This window comes from uncultured Flavobacterium sp., from assembly GCF_963922255.1.
Taxonomy (GTDB): domain Bacteria; phylum Bacteroidota; class Bacteroidia; order Flavobacteriales; family Flavobacteriaceae; genus Flavobacterium.
The window spans coordinates 90,636-108,219 of the sequence record NZ_CAWUIC010000004.1 but is presented as its reverse complement, the minus strand read 5'-3'; the positions used below and the strand labels follow the sequence as shown (position 1 = coordinate 108,219).

The following is a 17,584-nucleotide window of genomic DNA, read 5'->3' as shown; positions in this document are numbered from 1 at the left end:
GACGTTTTTTTGTGATTAATTATTGATTAAATTTATTCTTCTTTAGTAGTTTCTTTTTTCTCTTCAGCATTTTCTTTAGCCTTATTCATAATAGTCAAACTAGCTTTTACACCAGTGTTTAAATTCCATTGACTTGCTGCAATTTGTTTTCCAAATTCATCAAAGATAACAAATGCAGCAGTATTTGGACCTGAAGTCCCTTGATTTAATGCTCTAAAATCAATATGATTATTACCTTCTTTTAATGCTAAAAAAAATGTTTTATATCCTGATTCTAGATAAACACTTTGTACAACAACTTCATCATTAACTAATATAGAAACTACATCTCCATCGGGTTCTTGATGGTCTCTACACATTACTTTTATTAAGTTTGTTTCTACAGTAAACTCTCCTAAATATTGCGTGCTTTGATTACCTGTCGTTGCTTCTTTTAACTTATTATTTAAAGCACTTTTTCTATCTTCATCAAAATCATATCCTTTATCTTTTTGAACCATTATAGGCTGTACTTTATCCTCTTTTTTAAAAGTAAATTTTTTAAGATAGGAATCATCCTTTTTAGTTAAAATACTTTTATAACCGATAGTTACTTGTGGTTCTTCAACTTTAGGAGTTTCATCAATAGTAGGCAATTTATAATTTTCTAACTTCAATTCACCTGTTTTTTTTGGAACTTCTTTTTGTGCCAAAGTGGTAAATGAAATTAAAAATAGAAAAGCTATCAAAAGTGCAATTCTCATGTTTTTTTTGTTTTGGTAAATTTAAAAATTATTTCTGCAATTAACTACAAATTAACATTTGATAAAGAATAAATTAGAATAATATTAGCAAATTTGTAACTCAAAATCTATGCCATGTTAATTAGACGAGTTTTTTTATTATTTCTTTTATTAGTAAGTATATTTTCATATTCACAAGATAAATTCACATTAAGTGGTGTTATTTCAGATGAAAAATCAAATGAAACTTTGATTGGAGTTTCCGTAATAATAGAAGAATTAAAAACGGGTACGTCAACCAATGAATATGGTTTTTATTCCATTACACTTCCTGAAGGTACTTATACTGTAAAAATAAGTTATCTGGGTTTTAAAGAAGTTAAAACAACCATTGATTTAAATCAAAACATAAAAAATAATTTTTCTATTATAGAAAGTGAAGAAGTTTTACAAGAGGTTGTTTTAGTTGATAATCCAAATAAAATCAACATTAAAAGTACTGAAATGAGTGTTAACAAATTAGCCGTTAGTACCATAAAGAAGTTACCCGTAATTTTAGGTGAAGTTGATATTTTGAAATCAATCTTGACTTTACCAGGTGTAACAAATGCTGGTGAAGGACAATCTGGTTTTAATGTTCGTGGTGGAGCTGTTGATCAAAATTTAATTTTATTGGATGAAGCAACTATCTATAATTCATCACATTTATTTGGTTTTTTCTCTGTTTTTAATGCAGATGCTATTAAAGACTTAAAGCTATATAAAGGTGGAATTCCTGCGCGTTTTGGTGGAAGAGTTGCTTCAGTTTTAGATATTTATCAAAAAGAAGGAAACAGTAAAGAGTTTCATGTAAATGGTGGAATTGGTTTAATTTCAAGTCGCATTTTAGCTGAAGGACCAATCGTTAAAGACAAGGGTTCGTTTTTAATTGGTGGAAGAAGTTCGTATGCCCATTTATTTTTAAAATTGACGGACAACCTAAATTCAGCTTATTTTTATGATTTGAATACCAAACTAAGTTATAAAGTAAACGAAAATAACAATTTATATCTTTCAGGCTATTTTGGAAGAGATGTTTTTAGTCTAAATGAAAGTTTTGTAAATACTTATGGAAATAGTGTTTTAAACTTCAGATGGAATCACCTGTTCAATGATAAATTATTTTCAAACGCATCTTTAATTTATAGTGATTACTATTATGGCTTGACTTTAGATTTTATTGGATTTAATTGGGACAGTGGTATCAAAAACTATAATTTTAAATATGATTTCAAGCATTATTTAACAGATAAAACTAAATTAACTTACGGAATTAATACCGTTTATTACGATTTCAATCCAGGGAAAATTGAACCAACCGATTCTAACTCAGGAATTAATCCTGATCAATTAGACAAAAAGTATGCATTTGAACCAGCACTTTATATTGATGCAGAACAAACTATTTCTGAAAAATTATCTGTAAATTATGGATTAAGATATAGTATGTTTTACCGATTAGGAAGTCAAGAAATCAATGTTTATGAAAATAATCAAGCTGTAAATTATGACTCAGATTTAAAAATTTACGAAAAAGCAACTCCAATTGGAACAAAAAAATATGGTTCTAACGAAACCATAGCAAGCTTTGACAATCTTGAACCTAGAATAGCTTTATCGTATTCTATCGATTATAAACAATCTATAAAAATGAGTTATAATAGAATGACTCAATACTTACATTTGATATCAAATACTCAATCTCCTACTCCATTAGATGTTTGGGCTCCTAGTGATGATTTTTTAAAACCTCAAATATTAGATCAATATGCCATTGGTTATTTTAGAAATTTTGCTAATGGAAAATACACTTTAGAAGTAGAATCCTTTTACAAAGACATCAAAAATCGTTTAGATTATATTGATGGAGCCGATTTGATTGCGAATAATGCTATTGAACAAGTTGTTTTAGCAGGAAAGTCAAGAGCTTATGGTTTAGAAATTTTGGCTAAAAAAAATGAAGGAAAATTAAGTGGTTGGATTTCTTATACTTTATCGCGTTCAGAACAACAAACTCCAGGAAGAACTGCTGATGAAATTGGAATAAATAACGGTAATTGGTACAAAACGGGTTGGGACAAAACGCATAATTTATCAGTCACTGGAATTTATGAATTAAATGATAAATGGAGTTTTGGTAGTATCTTTAGTTTACAAACTGGTCAACCGGTAACTTATCCAAATGGTCAATATCAATATTTAGGAATAACAGTCCCGAGTTTTAATACACGAAATGCTAACAATCTTCCTACCTATCACAGATTAGATATTTCAGCTACAATGACACCAAGAAATAATGCTGATAAGAAAATAAAAGGAGAATGGGTCTTTGGAATATATAACCTTTACAGTAGAAAAAATGCAGCATCAATTAGTTTTAGACAAAATCAAGATTCTGGAAACAATGAAGCTGTTCGATTATCAATTTTTGGAATTGTTCCAAGTGTAACGTATAATTTTAAATTTTAAATCATGGTCAAATTTATATATAAAGTAACAACTTTTATAATTCTATTAGTGCTTATGGCTTTAAGTTTTGTTAGCTGTGAAGACGTTGTAGATGTTGATTTAGATACTGCAAATCCTAATTTAGTGATTGAAGCTTCAATTCTTTGGAAAAAAGGAACTAATGGAAATGAACAAAAAATAAAATTAAGTACAACCACTGATTATTACTCAAATGTAATCCCTTTAGTTTCTGGTGCAACTGTTTTCATTACAGATTCATCAAATACATATAATTTTATTGAAAATCCTGGAACTGGAGAATATATATGCGGAAATTTTAATCCTATTATTAATGAAACTTATGTACTAACAGTAATTGCCAATGGTGAAACATATATAGCTACAGAAAAACTTAAGGCTGTTCCAACTATAGATACAGTACAGCAAGATGATGAAGGTGGTTTTTTAGGTGATGAAATAGAAGTAAAATTCTTTTATCAAGACAATGGTTTAACAAATGATTTCTATTTGATTCAATTTAATTCTAATTTCAGTTTATTACCTGAATATGATGTAACTAATGACGAATTTTTTCAAGGCAATCAAATGTTTGGATTATATACAAATGAAGATATGAAACCATCAGATGTTTTAACATTTACACTACATGGAATTTCAGAACGTTATTATAATTACTTAAATGTATTATTAGGTATATCAGGTGGAAATGGTGGAAGTCCTTTTAATACACCACCAGCAACAGTTAGAGGAAATTTTGTAAATCAAACTAATTCGGATAACTTTGCTTTTGGTTATTTTAGTTTATCCGAAATTGATACAAAAACTTATATAATTCAATAACTTCAAAAATCTACAATCGTTAATCTTCAATCTAAAATCTAATGTCTTCACATCATATAGTTCGAGATGACCAAGAACCTGCTTTAATTATTGCTAATGGTGCTGCTTGTAGTGAAGAATTATTAGGTCAACTTTTAGAATGGTCACCTTTGGTAATCGTTCTAGATTCAGCTATTGAACGTGTTTTAGAATTAGGTATTAAAATTGATGTCTTATTAGGTGATTTTGACAGAGGTTTTGATGTTTCAAAATACAAAGAAAGTCAATATCCAATAGAAATTGTTCACACACCAAATCAAGATAAAACCGATTTAGAAAAAGCTTTTGATTATTTAATTGAGAAAAATCATAAAGCAGTAAATGTAATTTGGGCAACCGGAAAACGAGCAGACCATACAATTACAAACATTACAAATATTGTTCGATATAGAGATTTACTGAAGATTGTGATTTTAGATGATCATTCAAAAATATTTTTATTGCCTTCAAAATTTGAAAAATGGTATCCAAAAGAAAGTGTAATATCATTAATTCCAATTGGTGAAGTTACTGATATTCATTCTACTAACCTATTTTATCCTTTAAACAATTTATCATTAACCATTGGTTACAAAACTGGAAGTAGTAATCATGTAGCTGAAGATGGAATTGTAAAAATTACACACAAATCAGGTGATTTATTATTGATGGAATGTTGGGATTGATTTTGTAACTTTGCAATTAAAGCTACAATACTAAATGAAATTCAAAGTCGTATCTGATTACAAACCTACTGGAGATCAACCTCAAGCCATTGAAAAACTTTCAAAAGGAATTATCAATGGTGAAAAATACCAAACTTTATTAGGTGTAACAGGTTCTGGAAAAACATTTACGGTTGCCAATGTTGTTCAAGAAGTTCAAAAACCTACCTTAGTTTTAGCACATAATAAAACTTTAGCGGCTCAATTATATTCAGAATTCAAACAGTTTTTTCCTGAAAATTCGGTGCAATACTTTGTATCTTACTATGATTATTATCAACCAGAAGCCTTTATTCCAGTAACTGGAACTTATATTGAAAAAGATTTATCTATCAATGAAGAGCTAGAAAAACTTCGTTTAAGCACTACTTCTGCCCTACTTTCTGGTCGTAGAGATATCATTGTGATTTCATCTGTTTCTTGTTTATACGGAATTGGAAATCCGGTTGAGTTTCAGAAAAATATTGTTACCGTTGAAAAAGATCAGGTGATTTCTAGAACGAAATTATTACATCAATTGGTGCAAAGTTTATATTCTCGAACAGAAATGGAATTCACACCAGGAACATTCAGAATAAAAGGTGATACTGTTGAAGTTTTTCCAAGTTATGCTGATGATCCGTTCAGAATTCACTTTTTTGGAGATGAAATCGAAGAAATTGAAGCATTTGATGCCAGAGATTCTAAAGTTATTGAAAAGTATGATAAACTAAACATTTATCCAGCCAATATGTTTGTGACTTCACCTGATGTACTAAATGGAGCCATTTGGGAAATCCAACAAGATATGGTGAAACAAGTTGAATATTTTCGTGAAATCGGAAAGCATTTGGAAGCCAAAAGATTAGAAGAACGAACCAATTTCGATTTAGAAATGATTCGAGAATTAGGCTATTGTTCAGGAATTGAAAATTACTCAAGATATTTAGATGGAAGATTACCTGGTACAAGACCTTTCTGCTTGTTAGATTATTTTCCAGATGATTTTTTAATGGTTGTTGATGAAAGTCACGTTACCATTTCGCAAGTGCATGCCATGTATGGTGGTGATAGAAGTCGAAAAGAAAATTTAGTAGAATATGGTTTCAGATTACCAGCTGCGATGGACAATCGTCCGTTAAAGTTTGAAGAATTTGAAGGATTACAAAATCAAGTTATTTATGTTTCGGCAACACCAGCTGATTATGAATTGCAAAAGTGTGAAGGTGTTTATGTAGAACAAGTCATTCGTCCCACAGGCTTATTAGATCCAATTATCGAAATTCGTCCAAGTTTGAATCAAATTGACGATTTAATCGAAGAAATTCAACAAAGATGTGAAGTAGACGAACGTGTTTTGGTTACAACTTTAACCAAAAGAATGGCTGAAGAATTAACGAAATACTTGACAAAAGTCGCGATTCGTTGTAGATATATTCATTCTGATGTTGATACTTTGGAACGTGTTGAAATCATGCAAGATTTGCGAAAAGGTTTATTTGATGTGCTAATTGGTGTGAATTTATTGCGTGAAGGTTTAGATTTACCTGAAGTTTCGTTAGTTGCTATTTTAGATGCTGATAAGGAAGGTTTTTTAAGAAGTCACCGTTCGTTAACACAAACTGTTGGTCGAGCTGCTCGTAATGTAAACGGAAAGGCTATTATGTATGCTGATAAAATTACAAATAGTATGCAAAAAACGATAGATGAAACTACCTATCGTAGAGAAAAGCAAATGGCATACAACAAAGAACATGGTTTAAAACCAAAAGCTTTAAATAAAAGTTTAGGAAATGCTTTGAATAAAAATTCAGTATCTTCACAATACTATGAAAACATTGAATTAAAAGCAGCAGAACCAGAAAGTGAATACTTATCCAAACCAGAAATAGAAAAGAAAATCCGCGAAAAAAGAAAAGCGATGGAAAAAGCAGCCAAAGAATTGGATTTTATGGTGGCAGCACGATTAAGAGATGAAATCAAAGCTTTACAAGATAAAATATAAAAAAACGCAACCATAAAAAGTTGCGTTTTCAAACAATTAACTTCAATCAAATTAATTTATTGCAATCAATCTTTTTGGTTTTGGTAAAGCCTCTTCCCTTTTTGGTAAAGTTAATACCAAAACACCATTTTCATAATTGGCTTCAATATTTTCTGCATTTACCGTTTTAGGTAACGTAAAAGAACGTTTGAAAGAACTATAACTGAACTCTTTTCTGGTGTAAAGCTCTTTTTCATTGTTCTCTTCTTTTTCGGTTTTGATTTCACTTGAAATAGACAATGTTTCGTTATCTAATTCAATGTTGAAATTTTCTTTTTTCAAACCTGGAGCAGCCAATTCTATTTGGAATTGCGTTTCAGTTTCTTTGATATTTACGGATGGAACGTTCGAGGCAAAGGTTTGAACTCCACCAAAATAATCAGGTTTAAAAAATTCTTCCATAATCGCTGGAAATAAATTGCTTGGATTTTTTTTAACTAAGTTCATAGTATTAAATTTTTTAAGATTAAACATTTTTATTATTTGATTCAATATATTCAAATTAAATACCATTGTAAAAATCAAGTCAATTTGACATTTTTACAAAACTTTTTTATGCAAAAATGACTGTTTTAACTAAATTTTAACTGTCTAATTTTCAGTCACATATCTCTATTATTAAATTTTAATGCATCCAAATTCTTTTTAAAATGAATATTGCTTTACTTTTGCAAAAAATAGTCTTAGAAAAATGAAAAACATAAACGAAATACTGCAATTAACCGACGAAATCGAAATCATCGAAGCTGTTGGAACCAACATTTGGAGCAAGAAAAACGAATCAGATGATTTTACTTTACTAAACGATTGTGAACGTACTTTTGTTTATGTAGATGTCTTTGAAGCTGCTATGAATGAAGGTGGTTTCAATTACTTTTTTAGTAACGATGCTGGCAATTTTGCTCTAGAAATAAAAGAAGCTTACAAAGCCATAAATGCTCCAAAAACAGCATTGTTAATTGAAAAAGCATTAAGTTTATTTCCAAAAGGTGACTACAAAGACGATATTGACGAAAGAAGCAAACAATTAGCCAAAATGGACGAGAAAGCTTTCTCTGGTTGGGAAGATTTAGACGAATTGTTTTTTGAAGATGAGCAAGAAGAAGATATTGTGACTTTAATTGTTGCGTTTATTAAGGAAAATAAAGAATCTTTTTAATTAACTAATTCAACTGTGACTGAAAAGCAGCCATTAAAACTTCTCCATCAATCATTCTTGTAGGAGATTTTTTCATTAAATGCAAAACACGTTTCATAGCATAAGGATTCAACCCCATATTAATACCAATTTCATTAATTTTTTTGTGTTCATTTTCGTGTAAAACACCATCAACGTGCATTAATAATGCTATTCTATAAAATTGACAAATTCGGCTAAACTCATCTTTAATAATAGTCTTAGTAGGTTGTTTATCATACAATTTTAACATCGTTCCCTTATCAATTTCTAGTTCTTGAGCCACCATTTCAATAAAGTCATATTCTCTATCGTGTAATTGTCCATCAACCAATGCAAAGGCAATCATTTCTTGCAATAAACTAATTTTCTCTTGATAAGTTTCCATCAAAATGCTACTTTTATTAAAGATTTCAAATTCAAATATAAGCAAAAATGAAAAACAGTGTTCTATTTATTTTAACATTTTTTTTGGGTTTAGCCCAAATTTTAGCTCAAGATCGCTATACTACATTTGAAATTGAAGTACCACAATTAGATACCATTAAAAAAATTTATGTCTATTTGCCTTTAGATTATGAAAGTTCAAACAAAAAATATCCTGTGATTTACATGCATGATGCCCAAAATTTGTTTGATGCCAAAAGATCTTATGCTGGTGAATGGCACGTTGACGAAACCTTAGACAGTTTAAAAGCTAATGTCATTGTAATTGGTATTGAACATGGAAACAACAAACGATTAGAAGAACTTACACCTTATAAAAACGAAAAATTTGGTGGTGGAAAAGCCGATTTGTATCTAGATTTTATAGTTTCGAATTTGAAACCCTATGTAGATAAAACGTATCGAACAAAATCAAATAAAAGCAATACTGCCATAATGGGAAGTTCGCTTGGTGGATTAGTTTCTTTTTATGCTGGCTTAAAATATCCAAAAGTTTTTGGAAAAGTAGGTTGCTTCTCTCCTTCTTTTTGGTTTTCTGATGAAATTTATAAACTGATGGAAAATATTAAAAAGATAAACACCAAAATCTATTTCATGTGTGGTGACAGCGAAAGTGAAAATATGGTAGCTGATATGGAAAAAATGGAAAACTTAATTAGAGAAAAACGTTGCGATTGCTTACACTTAACAAAAATGAAAGTGGTCAAAGACGGAAAACATAATGAAAATTTATGGGCAAAGGAATTTGCAAAAGCGTATCTTTGGCTTTTTTAAAACCCATTACCTATTATCATTAACCCATTACCCAAAATAAAATGACAAACAACGATATATTTAAAAAGCTACGTGTTGCTCTTCAATTAAGAGACGACCAAATAGTTGAAATTTTAGAATTAGTAGATTTTAGAGTTTCAAAAGGTGAATTGGGAAATATTTTTAGAAAAGAAGACCATCCCAGTTATATGGAATGTGGTGATCAATTGCTACGTAACTTCCTGAATGCTTTGGTAATTAAACTTCGTGGTACCAAAGAAAACCCTAAAAATGCTAGCGAAGAATTAACTAAAATAGCCAATTCTAAAATAGATTTATCCACTGGAGAAAAACCAGCAGCAAAGAAACCTGTTGCCAAAAAACCATTTGTAAAAGAGTTTCCAAAAAAGAAATTTGACGACAAACCAAAAACGGATGCTAAAAAGAAACCAGCTTCTAACTCAAAATCTAGAGACGCAAAACCAAAAAAGGTACAAGTAGTTGAAAAAGTTAAATTTAACAACGGAAAACCAAAGAAGAAATAAGTAGCTTTTCAATAAAATATTTAATCCTATCAGAATTAACTGATGGGATTTTTTATATATTTACAATTACTTACAAACGATTATAACTAGTTGTAAGTACTTATAAACGAAACATGCGACTATAAACAAGTTAGGTGCAACCCTAAAAGACGAAACAACCGACATACAAAATGCCAACCCGGCACATAATAAAAAGAGCTGCAAGCCAACGCACAAGCCTACACAAATTGCAGCACATTTTATTTTCCCAACCTCACCCAAACCTACATCTGTCTACTGAATTTTAACGACTTTCAAAAAAAAGGTATAAAAAATTTGCACATTAAAAAAGTATACTTACATTTGTACCGTTAAAACAGAAAAAATGTACAATTCAATTATTATTTCTTCTATTATTATTGCGGGTGTGATTTCACATACCGGGGAGGAATAATTTTGATATAATCTAAAAGATATATTTGAAAGCCTCCCGAGAAATCAGGAGGCTTTTTTTATTGACATTAAACTAAAAAGAACAAAATGAAATCATATAACAACACTATTATTATCAGCATTATTATTAGCTCGCCACCGTGAGAGATGCTGCTTTATGCCAAATTGTAAGCCTTTCTCATTTCGGGAAAGGCTTTTTTTATTCCCAAAAATCAATTATCAACTCAATAAAAAAAATAAATATGTATTCAAACAACGAAACAGTCCTTTTTTTGGACGGAAAATTTGTAAAGGCTAACGAATCTACAACCGATTTGTACAGTCAAACGCTTCATTATGGCTACGGTGCATTTGAAGGTATTCGTTCTTATGAAACCAAAAATGGAACTAAAGTATTTAAAGCCGAAGAACATTATGAACGCTTGAAAAAATCCTGCGAATTGGTAAAAATCCCTTTCGATTGCACTGTTCAAGAGTTAGTCCAAGCTACTTACGAGTTACTGGAAAAAAACAATTTAAAAAATGCTTACATCCGACCATTGGTGTATTGTGGACAAAATATGAGTTTGTCAAAACCTACCAGGGTTTCGGTGATGATTGCCGCTTGGGACTGGGGAGCGTATTTGGGAGAAAAATTATTGCGGTTAACGGTCTCTTCCTATTGCCGTCCGCATCCAAAATCAATCCATATCGAAGCAAAAGTCTGCGGTCATTATGTCAATTCTATCCTAGCAACCAACGAAGCAAAAGACAATGGATTCGATGAAGCCTTGCTTTTGGATAGCGATGGATTTTTAGCCGAAGGTCCGGGTGCGAATTTGTTCTTTGAAAAAGACGGAAAATTATTCACGCCTCAATTAGGAAACATCCTTCCGGGCATCACCAGATCCACTGTCTTGGAGTTAGCCGAGCAATTAGGTCTGGAACTGCATCAAGGAAAATTTACCAAAGAAGCTCTTTTTCAAGCTGATAGTGCCTTTTTCTGCGGAACGGCTGCCGAGGTAGTGGGTATATTATCGGTGGACACTTATCAATTTCCAAAAAACTGGAATGATTCCTTAGGTAAAAAACTTCAAGATGCTTATTCACTTTTGGTACGAGAACCTTTAAAACAGCTCAATTTAAACTAATGAAAACACTCAACAAATACAGTAGAACCATTACACAAGATGAAACCCAACCTGCAGCACAAGCCATGCTTTATGGAATAGGTTTAACCGAAGACGATTTGCAAAAAGCACAAGTGGGAATTGTGAGTATGGGTTACGAAGGAAATCCCTGCAACATGCACCTCAACGATTTGGCTAAAGAAGTAAAAGCTGGTGTGCAACAAGAGGATTTAGTAGGATTGATATTTAACACCATTGGTGTGAGTGACGGTATCTCAAACGGAACTGACGGTATGCGTTTTTCTTTGGTTTCCAGAGATGTGATTGCCGATTCCATAGAAACGGTGGTGAGTGCCCAATGGAACGATGCAGTATTGGCGGTAGTAGGTTGCGATAAAAATATGCCTGGTTCTATCATCGCCATGGGAAGATTAAATCGTCCTGCAATCATGGTTTATGGAGGAACGATCCATTCTGGAAAATGGAAAGGAGAATCGCTCAATATCGTTTCAGCTTTTGAAGCTTTAGGTAAAAAATTCAGCAACACCATTTCCGATGAAGATTACAAAGGTATAATCAAAAACGCTTGTCCTGGCGCGGGTGCTTGTGGCGGTATGTACACAGCAAATACGATGGCTTCGGCTATTGAAGCTTTGGGAATGAGTTTACCTTACAGTTCATCCAATCCTGCGTTGAGCAGCAATAAAAAAATGGAATGTTTTGATACAGGAAAAGCCATCAAAGTGTTGTTGGAAAAAGACATTAAACCCAAAGACATCATGACCCGAAAAGCCTTTGAAAATGCCATGACCATGGTAACGGTTTTGGGCGGCTCTACCAATGCCGTAATGCACCTGATAGCTATGGCACATTCGGTGGATTTGGAATTGACTTTGGATGATTTCCAAAAGGTAAGTAACCGTGTTCCAGTGTTAGCAGATTTAAAACCGAGTGGAAAATACCTCATGGAAGATTTGCACGAAGCAGGTGGTGTTCCAGCAGTAATGAAATATTTATTGAAACACAACTTATTACATAGAGATTGTTTAACTGTTACAGGAAAAACAATTGTTGAAAATTTGGAAACTGTGGAAGATTTAACCGAAGGTCAGGAAGTATTTCTTCCATTGGAAAATCCAGTGAAAGCAAATGGACATCTGCAAATGCTCTACGGAAATTTAGCTACCGAGGGAAGTGTAGCTAAAATAAGTGGCAAAGAGGGCGATTATTTTGAAGGAACAGCCAAAGTATTTGACGATGAATATGCAGTGATTGATGGTGTGAGAAACGGAGAAGTAAAACCCGGTAATGTAGTAGTAATCCGTTATTGTGGACCAAAAGGCGGACCGGGAATGCCCGAAATGCTAAAACCTACTTCCGCCATTATGGGTGCAGGATTGGGAAATTCAGTGGCTTTAATCACCGATGGTAGATTTTCGGGTGGAACACACGGTTTTGTGGTAGGACACATCACGCCGGAAGCTTTTGTAGGCGGAACCATTGCCTTGGTAAATGATGGAGATTTAATTGCGATTGATACCAAAAATAATACCATCAATTTAAAAGTACCTGAACAGGAATTGGAAAAACGAAAAGCAGCATGGAAACAACCTCCATTGAAAGCAAGTAAAGGGGTTTTGTACAAATATGCACAATGCGTTTCGAGTGCTTCATTGGGGTGTGTAACCGATAAATAATTAAAAAATGAAAACAACGGAATTAAAAATAACAGGTGCAGAAGCGGTGATACAAAGCCTGAAAGCCGAAGGTGTAAAAACGATATTTGGTTATCCAGGCGGTGCTATCATGCCAATTTATGATGCCTTGTTTCATCATCTTGAAGAAGTAAATCATATCTTGACAAGACACGAGCAAGGTGCTATACATGCAGCTCAAGGATATGCTAGAACTTCAGGAAAAACAGGGGTTGTATTTGCTACTTCGGGTCCGGGAGCCACCAATTTAATTACAGGTTTAGCCGATGCCCTGATTGATTCTACGCCCTTGGTTTGCATCACCGGACAGGTGGCTTCTCATCTCTTGGGAACTGATGCTTTTCAGGAAACCGATGTCATGGGAATTTCGATGCCGGTAACCAAATGGAATTGTCAGGTAACCAAAGCAGCAGATATAGCACCCACTTTAGCCAAAGCATTTTACATCGCCTCGTCTGGTCGTCCGGGGCCGGTTTTGGTGGATATTACCAAAGATGCCCAGTTTGAAAAACTGGATTTCTCTTACGAAAAGTGTACATCGGTGAGAAGCTACCAACCTAAGCCAAAATTGAATGTAGATCAAGTGCAAGCAGCAACCAAGTTTTTGAATGAGGCAAAAAAACCTTTGATGATTGTCGGACAAGGAATTATGCTTTCCAATGCAGAAGAAGAATTATTGGCTTTTGCCGAAAAAACGGGTATTCCGGTGGCTTCTACGCTTTTGGGATTAGGAGCTTTTCCAAGTCATCACCCTTTATTTGTTGGAATGGTAGGCATGCATGGCAATTATGCACCCAATGTAAAAACCAATGAGTGCGATGTGTTGCTTGCCGTGGGAATGCGTTTTGACGACCGTGTTACAGGTGATGTTTCCCGGTATGCAACACAAGCAAAAGTGGTTCATGTTGATATAGACACTGCCGAAATCAATAAAATCATAAAAGCCGATGCTCCTGTTGTAGCCGATGCCAAAGAAGCACTAACCGTTTTAGCAGATTTGGTAGAAAAACAAACTCATCAAAATTGGTTGGATGAATTTCATCAAGCGAAGCAAAAGGAATTACAGGTACTTTCAGAAAATAGAGAAAAGGAATTTTCAGATGAACTGAGAATGGATTTGGTGATTGATTTACTTTCTCAAAAAACCAAGGGCAATGCAATCGTTGTAACCGATGTGGGACAGCACCAAATGATGGCGGCACAGTTCTATCAGTATAATCAAACCAAAAGTAATGTTACATCTGGCGGATTGGGAACGATGGGTTTTGCACTTCCAGCCGCTATTGGAGCAAAAATGGCAAATCCGGAAAAACAAGTCGTAGCTATCATTGGAGATGGTGGTTTTCAAATGACCTTGCAGGAATTGGGAACCATGATGCAGAATAATATCGGCGTGAAAATCATCATCTTAAACAATGGTTATTTGGGAATGGTGAGGCAATGGCAACAAATGTTCTTTGAAAAAAGATATTCGTTTACCGACATTCAAAGTCCTGATTTTGTGGCTTTGGCAGCCTCTTACAACATCAAAGGTCAAAAAGTTGAAAGACAGGAGGACTTGAACAACGCATTAGACCAACTTTTAAACACAGAAAATGCGTACCTGTTGGAAGTGAAAGTTGCCAGAGAAGATAATGTTTTTCCGATGGTGCCAACAGGTGCTTCGGTAGCTGAAATAAGATTACAATAATTATAAAACGGATAAAATGGAAACAATGAACAAAACATTTACCGTATCCATATTTACGGAAAATACAATCGGAATGCTCAACCGCATCACCATCATATTTACAAGACGACATTTGAATATTGACAGCATCACCGCTTCTGAAACAGAGGTTAAAAATGTGCACCGTTACACTATCGTTTTGAGAACAAACAGAGAACAAATAGATAAAGTTGTTGGGCAAATCGACAAATTAATTGATGTTCTGAAAGCCTTTGTACACGAAGATAATGAAGTAGTACATCAGGAAATTGCGTTATATAAAATCAAAACAACAGAACTTAAATCCAACAATGTAGAGCAAGTGGTTAGAGAAAATAGTGCCAAAGTTCTCACCGTAGATCCCGATTTTATCGTCATTGAAAAAACAGGGCACAAAGCAGATACACAGGTTTTATTTGAGAAATTGAAACCCTTTGGTATTCTGGAATTTGCCCGCTCAGGAAGAGTAGCAGTTACCAAACCAATGAAAGAATTAAGTACTTATTTAAAAGAATTAGAAATCAATTAAAAAAAATAATACAATATAAAATGGCACAATTAAATTTTGGCGGCGTAATGGAAAATGTCGTAACACGAGAAGAGTTTTCATTAGAGAAAGCAAGAGAAATATTAAAAAACGAAACTGTTGCAGTCATTGGATACGGCGTGCAAGGTCCGGGACAAGCCTTAAATTTGAAAGATAATGGCGTAAAAGTAATTGTAGGACAACGAAAAGGGACAAAGAGTTGGGACAAAGCACTTGCTGATGGTTGGGTAGAAAATGAAACTCTTTTCGAAGTGGAAACCGCTTGCGAAAAAGGCACTTTACTCATGAATTTATTATCAGATGCAGGGCAAATACAAGCATGGGAAACGATGAAAAAAAATTTGACAACAGGAAAAGCCCTGTATTTTTCACATGGTTTTGGCGTTACTTTTCATGAAAAAACAGGTATCGTGCCACCTAAAGATGTAGATGTGTTTTTGGTGGCTCCCAAAGGTTCGGGAACTTCGTTAAGAACATTATTTTTAAAAGGGCAAGGTTTAAATTCCAGTTATGCCGTTTTTCAAAATGCAACCGGAAAAGCTGAAGAAAAAGCATTGGCATTAGGCATCGCTATCGGTTCTGGTTATTTGTTTGAAACCACATTTCAAAAAGAAGTATACAGCGATTTGACTGGCGAACGAGGCGTTTTGATGGGAGCTATCGCAGGTGTTTTTGAGGCTCAATATAATGTGCTTCGTCAGCGAGGACATTCGCCAAGTGAAGCCTTCAACGAAACTGTAGAAGAATTGACCCAAAGTTTAATGCCTTTGGTAGCCGAAAACGGAATGGATTGGATGTTTGCCAATTGCAGTACCACTGCACAACGAGGAGCATTGGATTGGAAAGGTAAATTTAGAGAAGCTACCACTCCTGTTTTTAATGAACTGTATGATGACGTGCTTTCAGGTAAAGAAGCAGCCATCGTTATCGAAGCCAACAGCAAGCCAGATTACAGAGAAAAACTCAACGCAGAACTCAAAGAAATACAACAAAGTGAGTTGTGGCAAACTGGAATGCAAGTTCGAAAATTAAGACCTCAAACCAAATGATACATTTAGCAAAAATACAAGAGGCAGCCGAAAACCTGAAAGGTGTGGCTGTGCATACGCCTCTTGTGAAAAACGAAAACCTGAGCGAGCGATTTGCTGCTCAGGTTTATTTGAAACGGGAAGATTTACAACCTGTACGATCCTACAAATTGCGTGGAGCGTATCATAAAATAAGTTCGCTTTCCGAAAATGATATAAAACTAGGCGTTGTATGTGCAAGTGCGGGTAATCACGCTCAAGGAGTGGCTTTTGCGTGTAGAAAACTGAACATAAAAGCCGTTATTTATATGCCTATTACCACGCCTGCACAAAAAATAAAGCAGGTAAAACTCTTTGGAAAAGAAAATGTAGAGGTTGTGTTGAAAGGTGATACTTTTGACGATGCCTACAACGAAGCCCTTCTTTTCAGCCAGAAGAATAAGGCAGTTTTCGTTCATCCGTTTGATGATGAATTGGTTATTTCCGGACAAGGAACTGTAGGATTGGAAATTGTGGAAGACAGCAAATGTAAAATTGATTTTTTATTCTTCCCAATTGGAGGTGGCGGTTTGGCAGCAGGGGTCGTTTCGGTTTTTAAACAATTGAGTCCTGAAACTAACCTTATCGGTATAGAACCACAAGGAGCAGCCTCTATGAAAACATCGTTGGAAAACGGTAAAAATACTGCATTGACGAACATTGATAAATTTGTAGATGGAGCTGCCGTAAAACGGGTGGGCGACAAAACATTTGAAATCTGCCAACATTCGTTAGATGACATCGTCTTAGTGCCTGAAGGGAAAGTTTGCACAACAATTTTACAATTATATAACGAAGAAGCCATTGTTGTAGAACCAGCTGGTGCATTGAGTATTGCAGCCTTGGATTCGTATAAAGACCAAATCAAAGGTAAAAATGTGGTGTGCATTGTTAGTGGCAGCAACAATGACATTACAAGAATGGAAGAAATAAAAGAGCGATCCTTGATGTTTGAAGGATTGAAGCATTATTTCATCATCAACTTTCCACAACGACCAGGAGCATTAAAAGAATTTGTAAATGATGTTTTAGGAGAAAATGATGACATTACTTATTTCCAGTTCACTAAAAAGAACAACCGCGAAGAAGGTCCGGCTGTTGTTGGCGTAGAGCTAAAATACAGATCTGATTTAGATAGTATGGAACAAAAAATGAAAACTAAAAAAATAAATTATCAGCATCTGAATGAGCAGAAAGAATTGTTTACGCATTTGATATTTTAAACTATCTTGTACAGTTATGTGTTGT

General features: G+C 33.9%; 16 protein-coding genes. 13 read left to right on the top strand and 3 right to left on the bottom strand.

The genetic code is table 11. From position 1 onward, the window contains the following. Positions 1-32 precede the first annotated feature (32 nt). The gene (locus AABJ49_RS05070; protein ID WP_338376610.1) at positions 33-743 is read right to left on the bottom strand and encodes a hypothetical protein; all 711 of its coding nucleotides are present in this window, start codon (positions 741-743) and stop codon (positions 33-35) included. Positions 744-857: 114 nt separating this feature from the next. On the opposite strand from AABJ49_RS05070, the gene AABJ49_RS05065 reads away from it, so the two are divergent. Genes AABJ49_RS05065 through uvrB form a run of 4 tightly spaced genes read left to right on the top strand, consistent with a single transcriptional unit; the run spans position 858 to position 6,797 of the window. Further along, entirely contained in the window at positions 858-3,230 is a 2,373-nt protein-coding gene (locus tag AABJ49_RS05065) for a TonB-dependent receptor (protein WP_338376608.1), read from the top strand. 3 nt (positions 3,231-3,233) lie between these two features. Next, positions 3,234-4,070 carry a DUF4249 domain-containing protein gene (locus AABJ49_RS05060; RefSeq protein ID WP_338376606.1) on the top strand — a complete coding sequence of 279 codons (837 nt, stop codon included), beginning with the start codon at positions 3,234-3,236 and terminating at the stop codon, positions 4,068-4,070. A gap of 41 nt (positions 4,071-4,111) precedes the next feature. Then, positions 4,112-4,774 carry a thiamine diphosphokinase gene (locus AABJ49_RS05055; RefSeq protein WP_338376604.1) on the top strand — a complete coding sequence of 221 codons (663 nt, stop codon included), beginning with the start codon at positions 4,112-4,114 and terminating at the stop codon, positions 4,772-4,774. A 34-nt stretch (positions 4,775-4,808) separates the two neighbouring features. Then, on the top strand, positions 4,809-6,797 hold the full coding sequence (uvrB, locus tag AABJ49_RS05050; RefSeq protein ID WP_338376602.1) for an excinuclease ABC subunit UvrB: 1,989 nt from the start codon (positions 4,809-4,811) through the stop codon (positions 6,795-6,797). A gap of 51 nt (positions 6,798-6,848) precedes the next feature. On the opposite strand, the gene AABJ49_RS05045 is transcribed toward uvrB, so the two are convergent. Continuing rightward, positions 6,849-7,283 carry an Hsp20/alpha crystallin family protein gene (locus AABJ49_RS05045; RefSeq protein WP_338376600.1) on the bottom strand — a complete coding sequence of 145 codons (435 nt, stop codon included), beginning with the start codon at positions 7,281-7,283 and terminating at the stop codon, positions 6,849-6,851. Between the two features lie 244 nt (positions 7,284-7,527). On the opposite strand from AABJ49_RS05045, the gene AABJ49_RS05040 reads away from it, so the two are divergent. Next, positions 7,528-7,995 (top strand): DUF4375 domain-containing protein, encoded by a 468-nt coding sequence (locus tag AABJ49_RS05040; RefSeq protein WP_338376598.1) that lies wholly within the window; start codon positions 7,528-7,530, stop codon positions 7,993-7,995. Positions 7,996-7,999: 4 nt separating this feature from the next. Here AABJ49_RS05040 and AABJ49_RS05035 read toward each other — a convergent pair whose 3' ends face one another. Next, positions 8,000-8,401 carry a TerB family tellurite resistance protein gene (locus AABJ49_RS05035; RefSeq protein WP_338376596.1) on the bottom strand — a complete coding sequence of 134 codons (402 nt, stop codon included), beginning with the start codon at positions 8,399-8,401 and terminating at the stop codon, positions 8,000-8,002. A 47-nt stretch (positions 8,402-8,448) separates the two neighbouring features. Here AABJ49_RS05035 and AABJ49_RS05030 point away from each other — a divergent pair, with 47 nt between their 5' ends. The 8 genes from AABJ49_RS05030 (at position 8,449) to ilvA (ending at position 17,559) form a co-directional block, all read left to right on the top strand. After that, positions 8,449-9,234 (top strand): alpha/beta hydrolase-fold protein, encoded by a 786-nt coding sequence (locus AABJ49_RS05030; RefSeq protein WP_338376594.1) that lies wholly within the window; start codon positions 8,449-8,451, stop codon positions 9,232-9,234. A 41-nt stretch (positions 9,235-9,275) separates the two neighbouring features. Continuing rightward, the gene (locus AABJ49_RS05025) at positions 9,276-9,758 is read left to right on the top strand and encodes a DUF1456 family protein (RefSeq protein ID WP_338376592.1); all 483 of its coding nucleotides are present in this window, start codon (positions 9,276-9,278) and stop codon (positions 9,756-9,758) included. A gap of 674 nt (positions 9,759-10,432) precedes the next feature. Beyond that, positions 10,433-11,320 (top strand): branched-chain amino acid transaminase, encoded by an 888-nt coding sequence (locus AABJ49_RS05020; RefSeq protein ID WP_338376590.1) that lies wholly within the window; start codon positions 10,433-10,435, stop codon positions 11,318-11,320. After that, on the top strand, positions 11,320-12,996 hold the full coding sequence (ilvD, locus tag AABJ49_RS05015) for a dihydroxy-acid dehydratase (protein WP_338376588.1): 1,677 nt from the start codon (positions 11,320-11,322) through the stop codon (positions 12,994-12,996). Before AABJ49_RS05020 ends, ilvD begins: the two co-directional genes overlap by 1 nt. Before the next feature lie 7 nt (positions 12,997-13,003). After that, the gene (gene ilvB / locus AABJ49_RS05010; protein ID WP_034751523.1) at positions 13,004-14,704 is read left to right on the top strand and encodes a biosynthetic-type acetolactate synthase large subunit; all 1,701 of its coding nucleotides are present in this window, start codon (positions 13,004-13,006) and stop codon (positions 14,702-14,704) included. 16 nt (positions 14,705-14,720) lie between these two features. Then, complete coding sequence (gene ilvN / locus AABJ49_RS05005) at positions 14,721-15,251, top strand: acetolactate synthase small subunit (RefSeq protein WP_094772680.1); 531 nt, start codon at positions 14,721-14,723, stop codon at positions 15,249-15,251. 20 nt (positions 15,252-15,271) lie between these two features. Beyond that, on the top strand, positions 15,272-16,318 hold the full coding sequence (ilvC, locus tag AABJ49_RS05000) for a ketol-acid reductoisomerase (RefSeq protein WP_034751526.1): 1,047 nt from the start codon (positions 15,272-15,274) through the stop codon (positions 16,316-16,318). Then, a complete protein-coding gene (gene ilvA, locus AABJ49_RS04995; RefSeq protein ID WP_338376582.1) occupies positions 16,315-17,559 on the top strand; it encodes a threonine ammonia-lyase IlvA in 1,245 nt (414 codons plus the stop codon). Before ilvC ends, ilvA begins: the two co-directional genes overlap by 4 nt. The last annotated feature ends 25 nt before the right edge of the window (positions 17,560-17,584 follow it).

Coding starts and splice junctions, on each gene's coding strand:
- ilvD (WP_338376588.1), top strand. CDS start 11,320: ATGAAAACACTCAACAAATACAGTAGAACCATTACACAAGATGAAACC.
- ilvN (WP_094772680.1), top strand. CDS start 14,721: ATGGAAACAATGAACAAAACATTTACCGTATCCATATTTACGGAAAAT.
- AABJ49_RS05040 (WP_338376598.1), top strand. CDS start 7,528: ATGAAAAACATAAACGAAATACTGCAATTAACCGACGAAATCGAAATC.
- AABJ49_RS05070 (WP_338376610.1), bottom strand. CDS start 743: ATGAGAATTGCACTTTTGATAGCTTTTCTATTTTTAATTTCATTTACC.
- ilvC (WP_034751526.1), top strand. CDS start 15,272: ATGGCACAATTAAATTTTGGCGGCGTAATGGAAAATGTCGTAACACGA.
- AABJ49_RS05035 (WP_338376596.1), bottom strand. CDS start 8,401: ATGGAAACTTATCAAGAGAAAATTAGTTTATTGCAAGAAATGATTGCC.
- AABJ49_RS05020 (WP_338376590.1), top strand. CDS start 10,433: ATGTATTCAAACAACGAAACAGTCCTTTTTTTGGACGGAAAATTTGTA.
- AABJ49_RS05055 (WP_338376604.1), top strand. CDS start 4,112: ATGTCTTCACATCATATAGTTCGAGATGACCAAGAACCTGCTTTAATT.
- AABJ49_RS05030 (WP_338376594.1), top strand. CDS start 8,449: ATGAAAAACAGTGTTCTATTTATTTTAACATTTTTTTTGGGTTTAGCC.
- ilvA (WP_338376582.1), top strand. CDS start 16,315: ATGATACATTTAGCAAAAATACAAGAGGCAGCCGAAAACCTGAAAGGT.
- AABJ49_RS05045 (WP_338376600.1), bottom strand. CDS start 7,283: ATGAACTTAGTTAAAAAAAATCCAAGCAATTTATTTCCAGCGATTATG.
- AABJ49_RS05065 (WP_338376608.1), top strand. CDS start 858: ATGTTAATTAGACGAGTTTTTTTATTATTTCTTTTATTAGTAAGTATA.
- AABJ49_RS05025 (WP_338376592.1), top strand. CDS start 9,276: ATGACAAACAACGATATATTTAAAAAGCTACGTGTTGCTCTTCAATTA.
- ilvB (WP_034751523.1), top strand. CDS start 13,004: ATGAAAACAACGGAATTAAAAATAACAGGTGCAGAAGCGGTGATACAA.
- uvrB (WP_338376602.1), top strand. CDS start 4,809: ATGAAATTCAAAGTCGTATCTGATTACAAACCTACTGGAGATCAACCT.
- AABJ49_RS05060 (WP_338376606.1), top strand. CDS start 3,234: ATGGTCAAATTTATATATAAAGTAACAACTTTTATAATTCTATTAGTG.